3 protein-coding genes are annotated in these 2049 nt (G+C 61.0%); 1 reads left to right on the top strand and 2 read right to left on the bottom strand.

Annotation, left to right across the window (positions count from 1 at the left end):
• Positions 1-359, bottom strand: a 359-nt coding sequence (locus VJR90_01005) for a hypothetical protein (protein ID HKV96054.1), incomplete at its 3' end; no start/stop codon positions are given.
• 207 nt (positions 360-566) lie between these two features.
• On the opposite strand from VJR90_01005, the gene VJR90_01000 reads away from it, so the two are divergent.
• Complete coding sequence (locus VJR90_01000) at positions 567-1634, top strand: IS5 family transposase (protein ID HKV96053.1); 1068 nt, start codon at positions 567-569, stop codon at positions 1632-1634.
• A gap of 222 nt (positions 1635-1856) precedes the next feature.
• Here the strand turns inward: VJR90_01000 and VJR90_00995 are convergent.
• A partial coding sequence (locus VJR90_00995) for an ABC transporter ATP-binding protein (GenBank protein HKV96052.1) occupies positions 1857-2049 on the bottom strand: 193 nt, incomplete at its 5' end.

Below are 2049 nucleotides of genomic sequence, written 5' to 3'. Positions count from 1 at the left end.
TGATCCGGTAGATGGAGCCCCTGGTCCGGTCTGGAACTCCGCGGCGGCAGGTAACGCGGCTCGATCATTTCAATGATTTGTGTCTCCAGCGACCAGCCGCGGCCAAAATGGAATGGCTCGAGGCGAGCATTGGTCAGGCCGATCTTAGAAAGCACATCTTTGGTGTATTCCGCAGCTCGTTTATGTGCAGGAGAGGCGGTGAGCCGCGGGCCGATGACGGCGGTCAATGTACCGAAGACCGCATCGGCTTGCGAGTTCTCGAATGCCTCGCGGTGCATTCTCTTGAGGGTGGCGTCGTCCAGAGCAGTTTGAGCGTTTGCAGGGCTGATGGCGATGATTGCCGCGAGAAGAAGCGTCACGACTAAGGAATCTCTCGGGTGGTACATTTGCCTCCTCTGGTCCGCTGGAACCGCGTCATTCGGAACGCACCGATCTGGAGCATCCTACCACGAGCGGTGATGGTGGCATGCAAAGGCCGTCGACAGGAGTGTCGCGGCAAGCTGAAGAGGCTGCTGAAAAAGTAACTCGTTGGGTTACCGTAGAACATTCACGTTCGTCTTTGTTTTATGCGTGGAGAAGATCTCAACCAAAGCCCGATGTTCAGCTATGTTTCGCCGGAGGAGCGGGTGCCCTCTGATCACCCCTTGCGCGCCATTCGCGGCCTGATTGACGCGGCCCTGCTGGAAATGTCGGCGGACTTGGCGGCGCTCTATCCGGGCATCGGCCGTCCGTCGATCGCGCCCGAAAAACTGTTGCGTGCGTTGCTGCTGCAGATCTTCTATTCGGTGCGCAGCGAGCGGATGCTGATGGAGCAACTCAACTACAACCTGCTGTTCCGCTGGTTTGTGGGACTGAACATGGACGAGCCGGTGTGGGACGCGACGGTGTTCAGCAAGAACCGCGAGCGGCTGCTGGAGGGCGAGGTGGCGCAAGCCTTCTTCGCGCAAGTGGTAAAGCAGAGCCAAGCGCAGGGGCTGCTGTCGAGCGAACACTTCACGGTGGACGGCACGCTGCTGGAAGCCTGGGCCGGGATCAAGAGCTTTCAGAAGAAAGCGGAGCCGCCGGAGAAAGGCAGTGGGACGCGCGGGCAGAAGTTGCTGCGCGACACGCACGCCAGCACCACCGACCCGGAAGCGCACCTGTATCGCAAGAGCCGGCAGGATGCCTTCCGGCTGAGCTACCTGGGGCACGTGTTGATGGAGAATCGCAGCGGGTTGCCGGTGGGCGCTTGCGTGACGCCGGCGTCGCCGCAGGGAGAATGGGAAGCGGCCGTGGCGCTGGCCGCCGCTCAAAACCAGGGGAAGCGGCGCATCACTTTGGGGGCCGACAAGGGTTACGATGAGGGCGGCTTGCTGGAGCGACTGCGCCAGTTGCATGTCACGCCGCACATTCAGAGACGGGAAAGCGCCACGCGCCGCAGTCACCTGGACGCGCGCACCACGCGGCATCCCGGCTATCAGAGCAGCATTTTGAATCGGAAGCGGATCGAACCTATCTTCGGCTGGTTGAAAACGACGGCGCTGGTGCGCAAGCTGCGCCACCGCGGATGCGCACTGGTGGACTGGATGTTTGTCCTGGCGGTGAGCGGCTACCACTTGGTGCGGCTGGCGCGACTTACAGCGCAACCCGCCTAAGGTGGGGGAGAAGTGTGTCTGTGGTGCCCGCAAACAAGCGGAGTGCAAGAGAAAACACACAAAGCGGAAGAAACCGACGGCCCATGGGCACGGCGGAAACCTCGCCAACAATCGCCCAGGACAGCGCGAGTTTGTGGCAACTTACTTTTTCAGCAGCCTCTTCAGCTTGCTGCATCGGCACTCGTGCCGATGTCCCGTGTGGCGCAAGCTTCAGCTCGCCGCTTAGATCGCTTCCAGTTCTTCTTCAAGCAACTGCTTCTGATATAAATCCGCGTAGTAGCCGCCGCTCGCGATCAGCTCTGAGTGCGTGCCTTGCTCGGCGACCTCGCCGTGCTCGATCACGAAGATGCGATCCGCGTTCTGCACCGTGGACACACGGTGCGATATCAGGATCGTAGTGCGGCCGCGCATCACG

Source organism: Gammaproteobacteria bacterium (genome assembly GCA_035279405.1).
Classification (GTDB): Bacteria; Pseudomonadota; Gammaproteobacteria; order Natronospirales; family REEB76; genus REEB76.
The sequence above is the reverse complement of the archived record's forward strand: the minus strand, read 5'-3'. Positions and strand labels throughout refer to the sequence as shown.